Genomic DNA, 17,205 nt, shown 5'->3' with positions numbered 1-17,205 from the left:
CTCCTGTTATCTGGCAGGCGCGCCGAGGGGCGCATCCTGCATATCGCGTGCCTTCGCTTCCGCCTCTCGTGCGCGCAAGCGTTCTACATTGGCAAGATGTTTTGCCTCGTCGATGGGATAGAACCAGATGATCAGGCAGCCGATCGCCCAAAGGCCCATCACCATCGGGACGTAATGCGCGATCAGGCTGTCAGTCATCGCCTCGGTGACGAGCGCCGGGTCGACGCCGCCGGGAAACTGCGAAGTTTCGAGAACGAACCCGGCCGCGAGGATGCCGAGGCCCGACGCACACTGCGTGGCGAAGCTGGACGCGGCGAAATAGATGCCTGCGTTGTGCTTGCCCGAGGTGACCGCGTCATCCTCCACCACGTCGGCGAGCATCGCGGCGGTCATCATCAGGCTCAGCGCCACCATGGTCCCGTACACCGCGCCGATGAGCAGAAGAGTGGGCAGAAGAAGCGGATGGCCGGGCGGGAAGAAGAGGTCGAAGTATGTCAGCCACAGCGGGCTGGTGCCCAGCGTGATCCCGATCAGCGCCATCCACAGCGATGTGTTGCGCTTGCCAAACCATTTCGTGACCTTGGGCGCGAGGGGGAGTGCGATGCACACCGCCACGAAGCTGTCGAGCGTGAGCAGCGCGAGCTGTCCCGAACTGAGCTGGTAGACATACGTGCCGAAATAAAGCGAGGTCGCGCCGTAGAGGCCAATCGCGGTCCATTTGAGGATCGCGAAGCCGAATACCGTGAGGAAACCGCGGTTCTTGAAAGCGACGCCCATTTCCTTGAAATGCGACAGCAAGCCCGGCGAAGCCTCGCGTTCGTCGGCCTGGCGAATGTAGGGAATACGCGATCGGGTGCCCCAACCGCACACCAGGATGCTGATGAAGATCAGGCTTGCGGCGGTGATGGCGAAGGGCACGTACCCCGCCGGATTGAGTTGCCCTTTGGGATATTCCGGTGTGGCCACGAAGAAGAACTTCAGCGCGAACGCGGCGAAAGCGAACGTGCCCGCGTAGGCGAACCAGTATCGCAGCCCGTAGATGCGGCTGCGTTCGGCATAGTCCTGGGTCAGTTCGCTACCCAGAGCGTTGGCGGGTACCTGATACATGCTCATCGATGCACGCGCGAATGCGGCGAAACCAAAGATCCAAACGCCCATCGCAAAGTCGGACAGGCCGGCCGGGGGAAACCAAGTCATGCCAAAGAAAAACGCCGCCGGCACGGCCGCGGCGAAAATGTAGGGGTGCCGCCGGCCATACTTCGAGCGGGTGAGATCAGACATGCGGCCGATCAGCGGATCGACCACCGCATCGACCAGCAAGGTCAGGGCGATCGCGGTCGAGACGACCGATGCCTTTACGCCCAGAACCTGGTTGAAATAGAGCAAGAGATAGGTCGAGAATGCCGCGCTCTTGATCCCGTCGGCGACCGAACCGAAGCCGTAGGCGAGGCGCGTCGGCCGCCGAAGCGGCGGGGCGTCGGCAGCGACCGTCATACCGCCATTTCCGCCGCATCGGCGATCTCGCCGACGGGGTCCGGGTAAAGCTCCATGGCAAGCGCCTTTCGATTGAGCAGCGAATAGTCCGGAAACACCGGGTCCTTCACGTCGCGGTATTGCTTGAGGTGCTGCTTTGCGACGGTGACCTTGTGCACTTCGGTCGGCCCGTCGGCGATGCCCATGACCATCGCGGCGATCAGGCCGCCGACGAACGGCATCTCGTTGGAGACGCCCAGGCTGCCGTGAATGTGGATGCAGCGCTTGGCGATATCGGCATAGACCTTGGGCATCAGCGCCTTGATCGCGGCGATGTCCTTCCGCACGCGGCGGTAGTCGTTGTACTTGTCGATCGCCCAGGCGGTCTTGAGCACGAACAGCTTGAACTGCTCGAGCTCGATATAGCTGTCCGCGATGTCGAACTGGACCCCCTGGTAGTCCGCGAGAGTTCCGGTGCGGGTGGTCCGGCTGACCGCCCGTCGGCTCATGCGGTCGAGCAGCTTGCGACAGTTGCCGACGGTGCGCATCGCGTGGTGGACCCGGCCCCCGCCGAGGCGGGTCTGCGAGATGGCGAACGCGCCGCCGCGCTCGCCCAGCAAGTGGTCGGCCGGAACGCGCACGTCGGTATAGCGGACGTAGCTTTCGCTGCCATCCTGCTGGCCATAGACGCCTACGTTGCGGACGATCTCGACGCCGGGCGTATCGATGGGCACGATGAACATGCTCATCCGCTGATGGCGCGGTGCGTCGGGATCGGTGACCGCCATGACGATCAGGAAGTCGGCCCACTTGCCGTTGGTCGAGAACCACTTCTCGCCGTTGATTTTCCAGTGGTTGCCATCCTGCTCCGCCCGGGTGACGAAATTGGTCGGATCGGACCCGCCCTGCGGCTCGGTCATCGAAAAGGCGCTGACGATCTCGTTGTCGAGCAGGGGCCTGAGGTAGCGTTCCTTCTGCTCGGGCGTGCCATAGTGGGCGATGATCTCTGCATTGCCGGTGTCGGGTGCCTGGCAGCCGAAAACGATCGGGGCAAACATCGCGCCGCCGATGATCTCGTTCATCAGGCCCAGCTTGACCTGCCCGTATCCCTGTCCGCCGAGTTCGGGGCCGAGATGACAGGCCCACAGGCCCTGGTCCTTCACTTCCTGCTGGAGCGGGCGGACCAGTTCGTTACGCCGGGGGTTCGTGACGTCGTACGGATGGATCCCGAGGTAGCCGAGCGGCTCGACCTTTTCGGTGACGAAGCTTTCCATCCAGTCGAGCTTCGCCTGGAATTCGGGATCGGTTTCGAAGTCCCATGCCATAATCCGCGTCTCTCCCGCAGGGCCGCTTTTCGGGGCTCAAGTGCTCACCATACCGCTTTTTTGAAAGGCGGCAAGACTCAGACGGTGGTCCCTCCATCCACGACGATCGTCTGGCCGGTCAGCCAGCTGGCTGCGGGCGAGGACAGGAAGGCGGCGAGGCCGGCGATATCGGCCGGTACGCCGAGCCGGCCCATCGGGGTGCGCGCTATCGCGGCCTTCTCCGCCTCCGGGTTCTCGTAGAGCGCCTTGGCGAAATCGGTCTTCACCAAACCCGGGGCGATTCCGTTCACCCGGATTCCGTGCCTCCCGTTCTCGACGGCGTAGTTGCGCACCAGCGAGATGTCGGCCGCCTTGGTGATCGCATAGGCGCCGATCGTCTGGCTTCCGCGAAGCCCGGCGATGGAGGATATGACGACGATGGCCCCGTCGCGCTTCGCGCGCATGTCGGGGAGGCACAGCTGGATCAGCCAGTGATTCGAAAGGATGTTGTTGTCGAGCGTCTTGCGGAACTTCTCGTCGTCGATCGTGTCGAGCGATCCATAATGCGGATTCGACGCGGCGTTGCAGACCAGGATGTCGACGGGGCCAAACACCTCCTGCGTGCGCCGGACGAGTTCCTCGAGTGCGTCCTTCGACGAAATGCTGGCGGCGATAGCGACGGCCGATCCTGCGCCGCATTCGTCATTGATCGCGTCGGCGACCGCTTCGCAGGCATCCTGCGTGCGGCTGGAAATCACGACCTTCGCCCCGCGGCGGGCCAGATGCTCGGCGATCGACTTGCCGATCCCGCGCGAGGATCCGGTGATGAGCGCGACTTTGCCGGTGAGGTCGAACGGATCGGTCATGGTATCTCTCCCGCTGCTATGCGGGATACCATGTGTTCGAAAACTCCTCCGCGCAAGAGGTTCAGGCGGCGACGACGTCCTGTTCGATCTTGCCGAAGATCGAGTGACCGGCCGCATCGCGCATCTCGACCGATACCTTGTCGCCCGGCTGCATGAAGCGCGTAGAGGGCTTTCCGTCGGCGATCGTCTCGATCATGCGGATTTCGGCGATGCACGAATAGCCGGCGCCGCCTTCGCTGACCGGCTTCCCCGGGCCGCCGTCCGCACCCTTGTTGCTCACCGTGCCCGAACCGATGATCGATCCGGCGCAGAGCGAGCGCGTCTTCGCCGCGTGCGCGACGAGGTCGGCCAGGCTGAAGGTCGCCTCCTGCCCCGCATTGGCGCGGCCGAAGGGAGCATCGTTGTAATCGACCATGAGCGGCAGGTGGATGACGCTGCCTGCCCAGGCATCACCGAGTTCGTCGGGCGTCACCGCGACAGGCGAGAACGCGCTGGCGGGCTTGGACTGGAAGAAGCCGAAGCCTTTTTCCAGCTCGCCCGGGATCAGCCCTCGCAAGGATACGTCGTTGACCAGCATCAGCAGCTTGATGTGGTCTGCCGCCTCCTCGCTCGAAACGCCCATCGGCACGTCGTCGGTGATGCACGCGATCTCGCCTTCCATGTCGCATCCCCACGAAACGTCCTTGAGCGGGATGGGATCGCGCGGGGCGAGAAATCCGTCGCTGCCGCCCTGGTACATCAGCGGGTCGTGATAGAAGCTTTCGGGCACCGTCGCGCCGCGAGCCTGCCGGACAAGTTCGACGTGATTGATGTAGGCGCTGCCGTCGGCCCACTGGTAGGCGCGGGGAAGGGGGGACATCGCGTCGTGCTCGTGGAACCGGCCGCAGGGCACCGACCAGTGTTCGACGTCGCGATAGAGCGCATCGAGATAGGGCGCCACGCGGTCCCAGTCGTCGAGCGCCGCCTGCAGCGTCGGCGCGATGTTGTCCGCCGCGCAATAGCGCGTGAGGTCCTTGGAGACGACGACGAGCTTGCCGTCGCGGCCGTGCTTGAGCGATGCGAGTTTCATTGAGGAGTATCCGGTTGGTTGTCTGGGTGCGCGCGCTGGAACGCGGGCAGGGCGAGGCACGCGGCCTCGATGCGGGTAAGGTGCGGATGGCGCGAGAGGTCGAAATCGAGCTTGCGCGCGTTGAAGAGCTGGGGAAGCAGCACGACCTCGAACAGGCCGGGGCGCCCATCCATCAGGAAATCGCCGGTGCCGAGTTGGGCCAGCCTCGTCTCGACGGGATCGAGCGTCCTAGCGAGCCAGTGGCGGTACCATTCGTCCGTTTCCGCTTCGCTATGGCCCATCGCGCCGCGCAGGTGCTTCAGCACCTGAAGGTTGTTCAGCGCGTGGATCTCGGTCGCGATCGCATAGGTCAGTTCGCGAACCGTGTAGCGGTCCTCGATGCCCGAGGGCAGCAGGGCTGGCTCGGGATAGGCCTCGTCGAGCCACTCGAGGATGGCCATCGACTGCGCCCGGTCGCGTCCATCGGCCTCCAGCATCGGCACTCCGCCGAACGGGTTGCGCGCGGTGAACTCCGCCGCGCTCTGTTCCGATGTCCGCAGGTTCACCGGGACGATGTCGTACTCGAGCCCCTTGAGGTTCAGCGCAATCCGCACCCGGTAGCTGGTCGAGCTGCGGAAGTAGGCGAAAAGCCGCATCAAAAGGCCGCGATTCCGGTGATCGCGCGTCCGAGGATCAGCGCGTGCACGTCGTGCGTGCCTTCGTAGGTGTTGACGGTCTCGAGGTTCACCATGTGGCGGATGACCTGGTATTCGCCGCTGATTCCGTTGCCGCCGTGCATGTCGCGGCTCTTGCGAGCGATATCGAGCGCCTTGCCGACGTTGTTGCGCTTCACGATCGAGATCATCTCGGGCGCGAAGTCGTGCTCGTCCATGAGCCGGCCGACCCGCAGGCTGGCCTGAAGGCCCAGCGCGATCTCGCTCATCATGTCGGCAAGCTTCAGCTGGTAGAGTTGCTTCGATGCCAGCGGGCCGAACTGGTTGCGGTCGAGCCCGTACTGGCGGGCGGCGTGGAAGCAGAATTCCGCCGCGCCCATCGCGCCCCACGAGATGCCGTAGCGCGCGCGGTTGAGGCAGCCGAAAGGCCCCTTCAGGCCCTGCACGTCGGGCAGGAGCGCATCGGCGCCCACCTTCACCTCGTCCATCACGATCATGCCGGTGGTGCTCGCCCGGAGCGAAAGCTTGTTGTCGATCTTGGGCGCCGAAAGTCCGGCCATGCCCTTTTCCAGGACGAAGCCGCGAATGCCCCCTCCGTGCGCCTCGCTCTTGGCCCAGACGACGAAGACGTCGGCAAACGGGGCGTTGCTGATCCAGGTCTTGCTGCCCGAGATCGAGTACCCGTCGCCGTCCTTTTTCGCATAGGTGCGCATGGAGCCGGGGTCGGAGCCGGCGTCCGGCTCGGTGAGCCCGAAGCAGCCGATGAGCTCGCCGCTGGCGAGGCCGGGCAAATACTTCCGCCGCTGCTCTTCGGAGCCGTAGGCGTGGATCGGGTACATCACGAGGCTCGACTGCACGCTGGCCATCGAGCGATAGCCGCTGTCCACGCGCTCGATCTCGCGCGCGATCAGGCCGTACGAAACGTAGTTGGCACCGGCGCCGCCGTATTCCTCGGGCACCGTGGCGCCGAGCAGGCCGGCGCGGCCCATCAGTGGGAAGAGTTCGGGTGCGTCGACCTCGTTGGCGAACGCGTCGATCACGCGGGGCTGGAGTTCGGCTTGCGCAAAGGCGTGCGCAGCGTCGCGAATCATCCGCTCGTCCTCGCTCAGCTGCGCGTCGAGACCGAACGGATCCTGCCAGTCGAATGGTGTCATGACCCCGCCTTCGCAGGGCTACGCGTCTCGTGCAAGGGCCGCGTCAGGCCGCGGCGAGTGCTTCGCGCATGGTGGCGATTACCTCGCTCGGCGGGCACGGCTTGGCGAGCGCGTGGGCCTGGGGATAGCGGCTGAAAACCTCGCCCGGTTTGACCTGCCCAGAATGGAAAATGACGGGGACGTTCTCGGCCATCAACTTCTCGGCGAGAGGATAGACCTCCCCATCGTCGAGGTTGATGTCGAGGATCGCCAGGTCGGGCTTGCGACGCTCCACGGCATCGATGGCCGACTCGGTCGTATCGAATGGGCCGGCCACTTCGAAGCCGGCTTCCTCGACGGTATCGCACAGGTCGACGCCGATGATCATCTCGTCTTCGGCGACAAGGACACAAAGCGTCATGGGCAGATCTCCAGCTGGCCGAAAGGTTCGCGGCCCAATCTTAACATTCATCAGTGCGGAAGGTTCCGCCTATTGTGCTCCGAATTTCTGTTCGAAACCGGCGAGATCCCCGTCGGCCAGCAGTCTCGCCTGTTCGACCCATGAGTCGCGTCGGATACGCCCTTGAAATCGGCCGAGTTGTGCGTCGATGCGGTCGATTTCCGCCTCGCTCCAGCCGGCGATTTGCGCAAAGCCGGTGACACCGAGATCCGCGAGCGTCGCGGCAAGCTTGGGGCCGAGGCCCTTGATGCGGGTCAGGTCGTCGCCCTCGTGGCTGGCGCGTTCGATCTGCGCTTCTTCCACTGCGGTCGCCACCGCTATTCCGACCCCTGCGATTGCCTCGGGAACCGGTGGCGGCATCGGATTGGTCCGCCCGGCCGCAACCGGCGGTGCATCGATCAGGGCCTGGTTGCGCGCAGCAGGGGCCGCGCCCTCGTCAAGCGTGTCGCGGCGATCGACCTCCACGCGGGTTCGGCGCGTCGCCATCACCAGCCACCACAACACCACGAGTGCGATCAGCCCGCCGATAATGACCAGCGGCAGGTTAGCGGAGACAAACTCGGTCACGAACGGGACTCCTCTGCTGTCGTTTGGGCCTCTTCGGCCGGATGTTCGAGCTTGCGGCGAAACAGGACGCGGTCCTCGGGGCCGAAGCCGTAGCGCCAGATCACCGCGCCATAGGCGAGAAGGATGGCGGGAATGCCGAAGGCGAGTTCAGCCCACTCGGGCAACTGGACCGCGACCCACCCGACGATGATTGCGGGAGCGGCGGCCCAGACGAGCGCCCAGCGCCAGTTGTTGATCGGCTCACCCAGGATGCGCGCGAGCAACCGCGACTTGACGACGGAGGCCGTGCCCAAGGCGAGCATGAGCGCAGCGGCGGCGCCTGCCGCCTTGTAGGTGTCGGGTAATCCGAGACGGTCGACCACGATCATGGCCGTCACCGTCAGCACACCCTGTAGTGCAATGGTCGCTACTGAGATCGCGAGGTTCCGGACCCGCGCGACGTAGATCAGCGCGGCCTCCGAGACGACCGCGGTCGCGGCGACCACCTCCGCCGCGAGGAGGAACGCGAGCGCTCCGGTCCCGCCGACGAAGTTGGGGCCGACGAGGCCCATGACGCCTTCGCCGGGTATGCCGAGCGCCAGCGCGATGCCGGCCTGCGCCGCCACGATCCAGAACCCCACCTGACAGACCTGGCGAGCGATCGCCGGGTAGTTCTTCTCGGTCAGGTTGCGGGTGATGACGGGGCCGAGGATCGGCTCGAAACTGGTCTTCAGCTTCTGCGGCAGCGAGGCGACCTGCTGCGCGACGTAATAGACCCCGACCGCCGCGGGCGCGGCGAAGAGGCCGAGGATGAAGATGTCGAGACGCCGCGTGCCCCATTCGATCGCATCGGCGGTGGCGAGCGGCAGCGCACGCATCGTCATGCGGCCCATTGCCGTCGGATGCGGCCGCCAGCCCCTCGGCAGCCCATACGTGCGCAGGAACGGCCAGAGCGCGGTCGCGAGGCCCGCATAGATCGACGCGAGGTAGGCCATGGCCAGACCCGAATCGGGGATGACGAAATAGAACGCGCCCGCGAGGATCGAGATGGTCCACGGCTCGACGACGGCCCGGGCACGAACGGTCGTGCCGATGTCGAAGCGGTAGGCTTGCGCCGCCAGGACGATCTCGGTGAGCGCATAGCCTGGGATCGCGAGTACGATCAGGAGGTCGAGTTCGGTGTAGATCCCGCTCGGAAACATCGGCGCCGGAACGAGCCAGAAGAACGTCGCGGCCACGATCGAAGCCAGCAGCGCAATCAGTATCCCGTCGAAAATCAGGTTGGCCGGGTGATCGTCGGGCGCTTCGGCGAGGCGCTGCGCAAGGCCGCGCTTCTCGCCCATCGAGCAGATCAGGGCCGTCAACTCGACGACCACGAGCGCGGACGCGAATCGTCCGAGGGCCTCGGCACCGTACAGCCGTCCGGCGATGAACAGGAACGGCAGTCGCGCGAGCAAGCGCAACAGGAAGCCGAGGAAATTGGTGCGACCGCCCTTCGCCAGCGCCGCGATGTCGCTGCCGTCCGATCGCGGCTCTTGCGCCGTGTCGGTCACGCGTCGCTCTCGGCGGTAAGCGGACGCGACAGCAGTTCTGCGACCACCGCTTTGGCCGGATCGCCCTGGAGAATGCGCAGCACGGACCCGACGATCGGCATTGCGACACCGTGACCGTCTGCCAGCTCGGCCAGGACGGGCGCCGTATGCGCGCCTTCGGCCACAGTCCTGCGGTCGGCCATGAGCGCGACGGGGTCACCGCCTTCGCCCAGCGCCTTGCCTAGGCTGAAGTTGCGGCTGGAGGTCGACGAGCACGTCAGGACGAGGTCGCCGAGGCCGCAAAGCCCCGCGAGCGTGTCGCGCTCGGCGCCCAGTGCCTCGCCGAAGCGCAGCATCTCGGCATAGCCGCGGGCGATGAGCGCCGCGCGCGCATTCTGGCCCAGACCGAGCCCGTCGACCACGCCGCAGGCGATCGCGAGAACGTTCTTCACCGCGCCGCCGATCTCGGCGCCTGTGACGTCGTCGGAGTAGTACGGCCGAAACGCGGGTCGTGCGATGTGCGGGGCGATACGCTCCCATTGCGCGCGGCCGCCGCCGCATGCGAGCGTCACGGCGGTCGGCAAACCGCCGGCCACTTCGTGCGCGAACGTCGGTCCGGCGAGGACCGCTATGTCGCTGCCGGGAGCAACGTCGCGCGCGGCATGGTTCATCAGCCGCCCGGTCCCCGCCTCGATACCCTTTGAACACAGCACGAGGTCGCGGGGGTACGAAGGCATTCCCCCGAGTACCGCCGCCATGTGCTGCGCGGGGGTGACGACGAGCAGCACCTCGAGTTCGGCCATTTCGGCGAGGTCGCCGGTCGCCCGAATGGTCGGAGCCAGCGACGCGGACGGTAGGAACAGGCTGTTCCGGTGAGCGGAGTTGATTTCCGCGACCAGGTCCTGCTCGCGCGCCCAGAGTCGCACCTCGCGGCCGTCGGATGCCAGCATCTGGGCGAGCGCCGTGCCCCACGCACCCGCGCCGAGCACGCCGATTGCGGGAGTCGTGCTCAACCCTTCACTCCCGCCCCGCGCACCGCTTCGGCGGCTGGGTCGAGCGGCCACCGCGGACGGGCAGCGAAATCGAGCGGATCGGCCGCCAGCCCCGCGTGCAGCCGTTCCTGTCCGGCCCATGCGATCATCGCCGCGTTGTCGGTGCAGAGCGACGGCGGGGGCGCCGAGAACCGCAGGCCCCAGTCGTCGGCCAGCGCTTCGAGTGCCGTGCGGACCGAGGCATTGGCTGCCACGCCGCCTGCCACCACCAGGGTTTCGACCGGCTCCATCGCGTCGAGCGCGCGGCGGAGCCGGTCGACGACACAGTCGATCGCGGCCTGCTGGAAGCTCGCGGCGATGTCGGCAGCCTCGAAGCGACCGCTTTCATGGGCGCGCAGGACCGCGCTCTTCAATCCGGCGAAGCTGAAATGGGGTTCGCTGCTGCCGGCAAGCGGCCGGGGCAGGGGGACCGCGGTTGCATCGCCTTCGCGCGCCAGCCGCTCGACAGCCGGTCCGCCGGGAAAACCGAGGCCAAGGATCTTGGCGGTCTTGTCGAAGGCTTCCCCCAGGGCGTCGTCGATCGTCGTGGCGAGGCGCCGGTAGCGGCCGACGCCCTCTACCCGGATGATCTGGCAGTGCCCGCCAGAGACCAGCAACAATGCATAGGGAAACTCAAGAGACGGATCGGCCAGCCGGGGCGACAGGGCGTGCCCTTCGAGGTGGTTGACCGCGTAGAGCGGCACGTCGCTCGCCATGGCAAGCGCCTTGGCACTGACGAGGCCGACCATGACCCCGCCGATCAGACCCGGACCCGCGGTCGCGGCGATCGCATCGAGTTCTTCGAGGCCGACGTCCGCTTCTGCGAGAACCGCGGCGATCATCGGCGACAGTCGCTCGGCGTGAGCGCGTGCGGCGATTTCCGGGACCACGCCGCCATAGGGCGCGTGCTCCTCGTCCTGGCTCGCGATCTTCTGCGCGACGATCGTGCGGTCGTCCGCCACGAGCGCCGCCGCAGTTTCGTCGCAGCTCGATTCAATGCCAAGGACCAGCCCCATGCCGCTTCCCCTTAGGCTTTTGCTTGGCTACGGCAAGCGCCGCCCGATGACCGCCACTCCCAAGCTCCGCCTCGGTACCCGACGTTCGCCGCTTGCGATGGCGCAAGCCGAAGAGGCGCGCAGCCGTTTGTGCGCGGCCCACGGCTGGGACGAGAGCGCGGTGGAACTGGTTCCGGTGGTAGCGAGCGGCGATCGCATCCAGGATCGGCCCCTCGCGGAAATCGGCGGCAAGGCGCTGTGGACCAAGGAACTCGACGAGTGGCTCGACGAGGGCCGAATTGACGGCGCGGTCCATTCGCTGAAGGACGTCGAGACCGTCCGGCCATCATTCCTCGCCATCGCGGCGATCCTGCCGCGCGCCGACGTCCGCGACGTGCTGGTCGGGGCCGCGAGCATCCGCGCCATTCCCGAAGGCGCGCGGGTCGGTACGAGTGCCCCGCGCCGCGCCGCGCAGATGCTCTACCGCCGTCCCGATGTGACCATCGTGCCCATCCGCGGCAACGTTGCCACCCGCATCTCCAAGCTGGCCGCGGGCGAGGCCGACGTCACCCTCCTCGCGGCGGCGGGTCTGGAGCGGCTGGGCGAGACGGGGGTCGGCACACCGCTGGAAACTGACGAATGGCTGCCGGCGCCTTCGCAGGGGGCGATCGCGATCGAATGCCGTGCCTACGACCCGCAGACCCGCGATCTGTTGTCGGCGATCGACCATGGCCCGAGCCGGGCGGCGGTCGAGGCCGAGCGCGCGCTGCTCGCTGCACTCGGAGGCAATTGCCATTCGCCGGTCGCCGTGCTGACGGAACGAAGGGGCGAGACGATCGCCCTCACCGCGGCGCTCTACAGTGCAGACGGCGCAGAGCGCGTCGATGGCACCGTCACCGTGTCGCCGGGCGACCGGGAAGGTCCGACGCGCCTCGCGGCCGACCTCCTCGCACGCGCCACCGCGGGCATCACCGTGCTGTTTGCGGGCGATAGGTGACGCGGCCGGTCGTGGTCCTGCGGCCCGAGCCGGGGTGCGGGGAAACGGTCGCTGCCGCCCGGTCGCTCGGGCTCGAAGCCATCGCGTCCCCGCTGTTCGAGGTCGAGCCGGTGGAGTGGTCGGTCCCAGATCCTGCCGAATTCGACGCGATCCTTGTCGGGAGCGCCAACGCCTTCCGTCACGGCGGTGCTGGACTGGAGCGCCTGCGTACACTCCCCGTCCTTGCGGTAGGTGCGCGAACCGCCGATGCGGCACGCGAGCGCGGGTTTCTCGTCCAAGGGACGGGGGAGGGAGGGCTTCAGGCTCTCATCGACCTGCCGGACATGCCGAGGCGGCTGTTGCGCCTTTCCGGCGAGGCGCGCGTCACGCTCGAGATCCCACACGAAACCTCGATCGACGAGGTCGTCGTTTACCGGACCATTCCGCTGCCGCTTTCCGAAGCAGCGGTCGGCGCGCTTCGACGCGGAGCCGTCGCGCTTCTGCATTCCGGGGAGGCGGCACGCCACTTCGCCAACGAGTGCGACCGCCTCGCAATCGCGCGCAGCGACGTGGCCATCGCCGTCCTCGCTCCGCGTATCGCCGCGGCTGCCGGAGAGGGATGGGCGAAGGCCGCGGTGGCAGCCGATGTCACCGACGCTGCCCTTCTGGCCTTGGCCGCAGACATGTGCCATTGATCGGGCAGGGATCGCCCCGGCGCACGTCGGGTCGTACACGGGAATGGAATGATCGACAGCACGTCCAGGGGCCCGTCCGGCCCGTCTCTGAAACCGGTTATCTTCGCGGTGCTCGCTTCGTTTCTGCTGGGCGCTTCCGTGGTCGGCTACCTTGCTTGGCGCGGCTATTTCGCAGGCGACGAACTGGCGGAGATCGATTTCGATAGCGAGCCCTCCGCACTGGCCAGTGCGGACCCTTCGCCAAGCCCGACTCCGAGCGCAACCGAGACCGAACAGGCCGCAGCCGCGGTCGAGCGGGTGGAGCAGACGCAGGGCGGCCTCGACCAACGCATTGCCGCGGCCGAGCAGCGCATCGCGCGCCTCGACCTTCAGGCGCAGGCAGCCGCGGGCAATGCGTCGCGCGCAGAGGGCTTGCTCATCGCGTTTGCAACACGGCGAGCGATCGAACGCGGTGCAGAGCTCGGTTATCTCGGCGACCAGCTGCGTCTCAGGTTCGCCGATGCGCAACCCAATTCCGTCGCCACGGTCATCGAGTTCGCGCGCGACCCCGTCACGCTGGACGTGCTTCTTGCGCGGCTGGACGGCCTCGGACCGCAGCTCGCCACGTCGACCGACCAGCCGACCTTTGCCCGGTTGCGCAACGAGCTTGCGAGCCTTTTCGTGATCCGCCGCGAAACCACGCCATCGCCGCAGCCTTCGCGGCGCCTCGAACGGGCGCGGATGTTCCTCGAGAGTGGACGCGTGGACAAGGCGATCGGAGAGGTCGAGCAGATGCCGGGGGCGGAGCAGGCCGAACAGTGGCTCGCCGATGCGCGCCGCTATGAACGGGCCCAGCGCGCACTCGACCTGATCGAGACGACCGCGGTGCGCGAGCCCCGGCGCTTGCGCGACAGCCAGGGTCGACCGATCGAGCAACCCGGACCTGCCGAAAGCGCGATCCAGGGCTGAAGCCCACTGGCGTCCGGCGGAGCGGACACCATATCCGCGCGATGGTTGCGCAGCCCAGCCTGTTTCCCGCAAGTTCCCTGGTTCCCGGTCTCGTCCTGATCGAGGAGGCGGTCACGGGGGATCGTGTCCGAACCCTGGAGCAGGCGGTCGACGCTTCGCCGCTCGCACCGTTCCAGTTCGGCCAATGGCAGGGCAAGCGACTCACCGCCAACTACGGGTCGGCCTATGACTACCAGCGAGCAAGGCCGATTCCTGCGCCGCCGCTCCCCGTCTGGATCATCGCGATCCGGGAGGTTCTCGCCCCGCTTTTCGGCCGTCGGCCAGAGGATTTCGTGCAGGCACTCGCCATTCGCTACGATCCCGGCGCAGGGATCGGGTGGCACCGCGACCGGCCGCAATACGGCGAGGTGATTGGCCTGTCGCTTTCGGCCCCGGCGACGCTCAGACTGCGCCGGCGGAGGCCAAACGGATCCTTCGAACGCAGCAGCGTCCACTTGCCCGTGGGCTCGGCCTATCTTCTATCCGGTGAGGTGCGCAGCGACTGGGAGCACTCGATCGCGCCCATCGACCGGACCCGCCGCAGCATCACGCTGCGGACGATGATGGCCTAGGGCGCGATCGCTCCGTAGAGGTCGTGGGCATCGGCGTCCTCGACCAGAACGTCCACGAAGTCTCCCTGCTGCAGGTCCACAGGCACGTTGCGAAGGAATACCTGCCCGTCGATCTCCGGAGCGTCGGCCTGGCTGCGGGCGGTCGCGCCGATGTCGCCGTCCTCGTCGGGTTCGCCCACTTCGTCGACGATGACCGGCAGGATGCGCCCCACCTTGGCGGCGAGCTTTGCTGCGCTGATCCGTTCGGTCACTTCCATGATCCGGGCGTAGCGCTCTTCCTTGACGGCCTCGGGCACCGGATCGGGCAGGTCGTTGGCCTGCGCGCCGGCCACCGGCTCGAAGCGGAACGCCCCGACCCGGTCGAGCTGGGCTTCCTCGAGCCAGTCGAGTAGGTAGGCGAAATCGTCCTCGGTCTCGCCCGGGAAACCGACGACGAAGCTCGAGCGGATCGTCAGGTCGGGGGCGATCGCACGCCATGCCTTGATGCGCTCCAGCACCTTGGCCTCGTTGGCCGGGCGCTTCATCGCCTTGAGCACCTTGGGCGAAGCGTGCTGGAACGGGATGTCGAGGTAGGGGGTCAGCAATCCCTCCGCCATGAGCGGGATCACCGCATCGACGTGGGGGTAGGGATAGACGTAGTGCAACCGGACCCATGGTGTCTCACCGTCCGGCGTACGCAGCTGGCCCAGCTCGCGCGCCATGTCGGTCATGTGCGCGCGCACTTCCCGGCCATGCCACATGCGCGGCTCATGCCGGATGTCGACGCCGTAGGCGCTGGTGTCCTGGCTGATCACGAGCAGCTCCTTCGTGCCCGCGGCGACCAGCTTTTCCGCCTCGCGCAGCACCGCGTCGATCCGCCGACTGGCGAGCCTCCCGCGAAGCTGCGGGATGATGCAGAAGGCGCAGCTGTGATTGCAGCCCTCGGAGATCTTCAGGTAGCTGTAATGCCGCGGCGTCAGCTTGACGTCCGGTTGAGGCACCAAGTCGACGAACGGTCCCTGCGACGGCGGCGCGGCTTCCCGGACGGCTTCGACGACCGCTTCGTATTGGTGCGCGCCCGTCACCGCGAGCACCTGCGGAAAGCGTGCGCGGATGACATCGGCTTCCTCGCCCATGCATCCCGTCACGATCACTCGCCCGTTTTCCGCGATGGCTTCGCCGATGGCTTCGAGGCTCTCTTCCTTCGCGCTGTCGAGGAACCCGCAGGTGTTGACGAGGACCACGTCCGCGCCGGCATAGTCGGGGCTCATGGCGTAGCCGTCGGCACGCAGCGAGGTCAGGATCCGCTCGGAATCGACGAGCGCCTTGGGGCAGCCGAGGCTGACCATGCCGACCTTCTTCTGGTCAGGGATAGTGGTGGCAGGGGGTGGGGTCATTGCGGGCGCGCCCCTACACCTCATTCCGCGATTGCGCTACACCGCTTGCATAACAGGGGAGGGGGTGCGCCTAGTGGGCCCGGTAAACTGGATCGCTGTCTTCGCCGCTGCCATCGCGGCTGGCGCCCTGGCGTTTGCGTGGTTCGGGCCGCTTTTCGGTCGCGAGAAAAAGCGCAAGGTTTCCGCGGGCCGGGTGATGACCCGCTCGCGGCCCGAGCGGATCGCGGCGCTGTCGGCCCTTCTCCTCCTGCTGACGGCGACGATGCTCGGCCACATGTTCGCCCGCACGGGCAGCGAGACCCTGGCGGCAAAGCCGTGGCTCTATTTCATGATGAGCGGGGGGCTGGCCGTCGCGTTCGTGATTCCCGCGCTGTGGATCAGTTTCAGCCACATCCGCGTACCCACCCGTGTGGCGCTGATCGACGCCGGTTACTGGCTGGTTGCCTACCTCGGGATGGGCCTGGTGTTCTACCTTTTGTCCTAGGCCTCCGTGTCGGCCGTCGGCAGTATTTCGACGATGGTATCGCCTTCCTTCAGCGGACCGCATTCCCAGTAACCGCGCGCTTCGCCGTCGCGATAGACCCTGAGTCCCTTGCCGCCGGAAATGAGCTCCTCGATCGACTGGCCGATCTCCGCAGGAAGGACGGGCCGCTCGACGAGCTTCACCCGGCCTCCGTGAGAGGCGAGGTCGGCCATGTACTCGGCGATGTGCGAACCTTGCGCGCTGCCGGCGAGCAGAAGCCCGGTAAAGCGCACGGGATTGATCACATTGTCCGCTCCCGCCTGCCTTGCGAGCAGTTCGTTATCCGCGGCGCGCACGACGACGCTGATCGGCACCTTGGGCGCTAGGTGGCGCACGGTCAGCACGATCAGGATGGAACTGTCGTCGCGTCCGGCCGACACCAGCACGGTCGATGCCCGGTCGATCCGCACCGCCACCAGGTTCTCGTCGCGCGAGGCGTCGGCCTCCATGACATTGCACCCGAGCGCCTCGGCCTCGGCCAGCCGCTCGGTGTTGGTGTCCATCACGACGATGCACTCGGCGTCGGTGCCCCGCTCGATGAGCTCGTTCACCGCTTCGGATCCCGAGACGCCGTAGCCGAGGACGACGATGTGGTCCGTCAGGCGTTCCTGTATCCGGCGCATGCGCCACTTCTCCCAGCTTCTGCGAATGACGAAATCGTAGGCCGCGCCGACGAAGATGAACAGCACCGCAAACCGGATCGGCGTAACGATCACGGCTTCCACCAAGCGGGCGCGATCCGAGATCGGCGCGATATCCCCGAACCCGGTCGTGGTGATCGAGATCATCGTGAAATAGACGACGTCGAGGAAGGTGATGTGCCCATCGAGGTTGTCGACGAGGCCCTCGCGATCCCACCAGTGGATCATGATGACCATGAAGACCAGGCCGAGGGCGAGGCCTACGCGAATGCCGAGATCGGCCCACACCGGCACGCGGACCGCTCGTCGCAGCGGCTGGAACCGCGGCCCGCGGAAGGTCTTCTGCGACCCCTTGGACCGGTCGCGGACCAAG

The 17,205-nt window shown here is 66.7% G+C and carries 18 protein-coding genes; 5 read left to right on the top strand and 13 right to left on the bottom strand.

What is annotated here, in order from left to right:
- Positions 1 to 6 precede the first annotated feature (6 nt).
- From A6F68_RS12300 to tsaD, 11 genes are all read right to left on the bottom strand, one after another.
- A complete protein-coding gene (locus A6F68_RS12300; protein ID WP_067680569.1) occupies positions 7 to 1,494 on the bottom strand; it encodes an MFS transporter in 1,488 nt (495 codons plus the stop codon).
- Positions 1,491 to 2,798: an acyl-CoA dehydrogenase family protein gene (locus A6F68_RS12295; RefSeq protein ID WP_067680566.1), complete on the bottom strand. Its 1,308-nt coding sequence runs from the start codon at positions 2,796 to 2,798 to the stop codon at positions 1,491 to 1,493. Before A6F68_RS12295 ends, A6F68_RS12300 begins: the two co-directional genes overlap by 4 nt.
- Before the next feature lie 77 nt (positions 2,799 to 2,875).
- Positions 2,876 to 3,643, bottom strand: coding sequence for an SDR family NAD(P)-dependent oxidoreductase (locus tag A6F68_RS12290; protein WP_067680563.1), 768 nt, complete (start codon positions 3,641 to 3,643; stop codon positions 2,876 to 2,878).
- Between the two features lie 61 nt (positions 3,644 to 3,704).
- Positions 3,705 to 4,712: a fumarylacetoacetate hydrolase family protein gene (locus tag A6F68_RS12285; RefSeq protein ID WP_067680560.1), complete on the bottom strand. Its 1,008-nt coding sequence runs from the start codon at positions 4,710 to 4,712 to the stop codon at positions 3,705 to 3,707.
- Positions 4,709 to 5,347, bottom strand: coding sequence for a maleylacetoacetate isomerase (gene maiA / locus A6F68_RS12280; RefSeq protein ID WP_067680557.1), 639 nt, complete (start codon positions 5,345 to 5,347; stop codon positions 4,709 to 4,711). The genes A6F68_RS12285 and maiA overlap by 4 nt, the downstream gene beginning before the upstream one ends.
- On the bottom strand, positions 5,347 to 6,519 hold the full coding sequence (locus tag A6F68_RS12275; RefSeq protein ID WP_067680554.1) for an acyl-CoA dehydrogenase: 1,173 nt from the start codon (positions 6,517 to 6,519) through the stop codon (positions 5,347 to 5,349). The genes maiA and A6F68_RS12275 overlap by 1 nt, the downstream gene beginning before the upstream one ends.
- 43 nt (positions 6,520 to 6,562) lie before the next feature.
- The gene (locus A6F68_RS12270) at positions 6,563 to 6,919 is read right to left on the bottom strand and encodes a response regulator (protein ID WP_067680550.1); all 357 of its coding nucleotides are present in this window, start codon (positions 6,917 to 6,919) and stop codon (positions 6,563 to 6,565) included.
- A gap of 69 nt (positions 6,920 to 6,988) precedes the next feature.
- Positions 6,989 to 7,525 (bottom strand): hypothetical protein, encoded by a 537-nt coding sequence (locus A6F68_RS12265; protein WP_067680547.1) that lies wholly within the window; start codon positions 7,523 to 7,525, stop codon positions 6,989 to 6,991.
- Complete coding sequence (locus A6F68_RS12260; RefSeq protein WP_067680544.1) at positions 7,522 to 9,057, bottom strand: lipopolysaccharide biosynthesis protein; 1,536 nt, start codon at positions 9,055 to 9,057, stop codon at positions 7,522 to 7,524. Before A6F68_RS12260 ends, A6F68_RS12265 begins: the two co-directional genes overlap by 4 nt.
- Positions 9,054 to 10,049 (bottom strand): NAD(P)H-dependent glycerol-3-phosphate dehydrogenase, encoded by a 996-nt coding sequence (locus tag A6F68_RS12255; protein ID WP_074428352.1) that lies wholly within the window; start codon positions 10,047 to 10,049, stop codon positions 9,054 to 9,056. Before A6F68_RS12255 ends, A6F68_RS12260 begins: the two co-directional genes overlap by 4 nt.
- Positions 10,046 to 11,083, bottom strand: coding sequence for a tRNA (adenosine(37)-N6)-threonylcarbamoyltransferase complex transferase subunit TsaD (gene tsaD, locus A6F68_RS12250; protein WP_067680541.1), 1,038 nt, complete (start codon positions 11,081 to 11,083; stop codon positions 10,046 to 10,048). Before tsaD ends, A6F68_RS12255 begins: the two co-directional genes overlap by 4 nt.
- A gap of 46 nt (positions 11,084 to 11,129) precedes the next feature.
- On the opposite strand from tsaD, the gene hemC reads away from it, so the two are divergent.
- The 4 genes from hemC to A6F68_RS12230 are packed head-to-tail and all read left to right on the top strand — an operon-like array spanning position 11,130 to position 14,292.
- Complete coding sequence (gene hemC, locus A6F68_RS12245; protein WP_067682608.1) at positions 11,130 to 12,059, top strand: hydroxymethylbilane synthase; 930 nt, start codon at positions 11,130 to 11,132, stop codon at positions 12,057 to 12,059.
- Positions 12,056 to 12,733: a uroporphyrinogen-III synthase gene (locus A6F68_RS12240; protein ID WP_067680538.1), complete on the top strand. Its 678-nt coding sequence runs from the start codon at positions 12,056 to 12,058 to the stop codon at positions 12,731 to 12,733. The genes hemC and A6F68_RS12240 overlap by 4 nt, the downstream gene beginning before the upstream one ends.
- Positions 12,734 to 12,781: 48 nt before the next feature.
- Positions 12,782 to 13,681, top strand: a complete 900-nt coding sequence (locus A6F68_RS12235) for a mitofilin family membrane protein (protein ID WP_067680535.1) — start codon at positions 12,782 to 12,784, stop codon at positions 13,679 to 13,681.
- A 41-nt stretch (positions 13,682 to 13,722) separates the two neighbouring features.
- Positions 13,723 to 14,292 carry an alpha-ketoglutarate-dependent dioxygenase AlkB gene (locus A6F68_RS12230; RefSeq protein ID WP_067680532.1) on the top strand — a complete coding sequence of 190 codons (570 nt, stop codon included), beginning with the start codon at positions 13,723 to 13,725 and terminating at the stop codon, positions 14,290 to 14,292.
- Here A6F68_RS12230 and rimO read toward each other — a convergent pair.
- Positions 14,289 to 15,668, bottom strand: a complete 1,380-nt coding sequence (rimO, locus tag A6F68_RS12225) for a 30S ribosomal protein S12 methylthiotransferase RimO (protein ID WP_067680529.1) — start codon at positions 15,666 to 15,668, stop codon at positions 14,289 to 14,291. The two genes, A6F68_RS12230 and rimO, sit on opposite strands and share 4 nt — an antisense overlap.
- Positions 15,669 to 15,732: 64 nt before the next feature.
- Between rimO and A6F68_RS12220 the strand changes: the two genes are divergently transcribed.
- On the top strand, positions 15,733 to 16,152 hold the full coding sequence (locus A6F68_RS12220; protein WP_335673616.1) for a DUF1761 domain-containing protein: 420 nt from the start codon (positions 15,733 to 15,735) through the stop codon (positions 16,150 to 16,152).
- Here A6F68_RS12220 and A6F68_RS12215 read toward each other — a convergent pair.
- The gene (locus A6F68_RS12215) at positions 16,149 to 17,204 is read right to left on the bottom strand and encodes a potassium channel family protein (RefSeq protein ID WP_067680523.1); all 1,056 of its coding nucleotides are present in this window, start codon (positions 17,202 to 17,204) and stop codon (positions 16,149 to 16,151) included. The genes A6F68_RS12220 and A6F68_RS12215 overlap by 4 nt on opposite strands.
- Position 17,205: the final 1 nt, after the last annotated feature.

This window comes from Tsuneonella dongtanensis (genome assembly GCF_001698205.1).
GTDB lineage: Bacteria > Pseudomonadota > Alphaproteobacteria > Sphingomonadales > Sphingomonadaceae > Tsuneonella > Tsuneonella dongtanensis.
The sequence above is the reverse complement of the archived record's forward strand: the minus strand, read 5'-3'. Positions and strand labels throughout refer to the sequence as shown.